Here is a 1,382-nt window from a genome sequence, read left to right on the forward strand (position 1 = left end):
CAACAACTAGGTCTGATGTAATCGACCATAAGCAATTGGGCGCACGGTGTGCGCCCGTAAAGTTGATTTGTGTTGTACTCAATATCAGAAGCGCTATTGCTGCATTTTTGACAAAGATGGCGATCGCAGTCACTGAAAGCCTTACACAATCTAGGGTTTACCCCCATTGAAGCTCAGCAAAAAAAATGACAGTGTGTTGTTCTTGAGCGATCGCTTATCTATTCCTAATAGAATAGAACACTTTTATACCGATCTACTTAGTTGTTAATTGCTCAACAATACCCATCACTGCACTGCGGGTTAGTTTAGATTGTCCGAGGGCTAAAACATCAAGGGTGGCATGAGCTAATGCTAGGGGAATTTGGCAAAAATTTCTGGCTGGACTATTCTTCATGAGAGCATTGGTGTAAGCATCAGCTAAAGAGAGATTTCTCCGAGCATATTTGTGTAGCTCTTCTTGGCTCCAGCCGTTGGGAAAAAAATCCACTTGCCTTGTCAAATCTTCAGAGCGGTTACGTAGAATGTTGACTGCTTGTAAACCCCGACCAAAACCAACTGCATAACTACGGTTAGTTTGGGTACCATCATACCAAGCCCATAAATCAGAAAGTAACAATCCTACAGACCCGGCAACGCTATAAGTATAAGCATCCAAATCCATTTCTGTATTAATTTCCCAACCGCATTCAGCCCAAGCTGCCATTCTATCTGCCATAGCTGCGCTAGCTTCCCAAATGCGAGGTGCAATGGTTTCCGGTGCTAGCATTGCCCATTCACCAATCCGAATGCTTACTTCTGGAAGTGGCTGTTCGTGCTTACTCAAGGCTAAAGATAATTCCGAGGCACTGAATCCATTACCTATACCTTGTAGACCGAAACTAATTTTTCGCAACAGTGAAGCCTTGGTAGGGTTATCAAGCTCAAAATTATCTTCAATTTCGTCAATTGCACGCATACACAAGTATGCAGAAGCAACCGATTCTTGTAACCCTCCTGGTAAACAACTAATTGGAATGTAGAAAGTTCGACTAGTTTCTTTGAGAATTCCTAAGGCATCTTTACATAGTTGCATGACTTTACTATTCTCATCGTCGCTTTATATGATATTAATAAATTTTAAAGGATAAATACTCATAAATATTGAATTTATATTTATTTTTTCTCAAGAGGACTTACGAAGTTTACTTGGTTTCGCCCCCCTAAGCACTTCAGGTATGTTTCAAAATGCAAGAAGTTAACGATTTTGGGTGATAAGGGTTTGGGTAAATACGGAAATAGGGAATACAAGGCGCATTTACTGAAAACTAAGCCAATAAGTATCTTTGACACCTCAGTAATTAGTCGGCTTCAATCAACTGAAATGACTAACAATTCGTGATTCG

1 protein-coding gene is annotated in these 1,382 nt (G+C 40.5%); it reads right to left on the reverse strand.

Features of this window, described 5'->3' with window-relative positions:
* Window positions 1-253: 253 nt before the first annotated feature.
* Entirely contained in the window at window positions 254-1,072 is an 819-nt protein-coding gene (locus F6K53_RS42725) for a phytoene/squalene synthase family protein (RefSeq protein ID WP_293086659.1), read from the reverse strand.
* Window positions 1,073-1,382 lie beyond the last annotated feature (310 nt).

The sequence above is a fragment of the Moorena sp. SIO4A1 genome (assembly GCF_010672065.1).
In the GTDB taxonomy this organism is placed as follows: domain Bacteria; phylum Cyanobacteriota; class Cyanobacteriia; order Cyanobacteriales; family Coleofasciculaceae; genus Moorena.

What these genes read in the sequence shown, in the direction of transcription:
- F6K53_RS42725 (WP_293086659.1), bottom strand. Translation starts at nt 1,072, where the DNA reads ATGCAACTATGTAAAGATGCCTTAGGAATTCTCAAAGAAACTAGTCGA.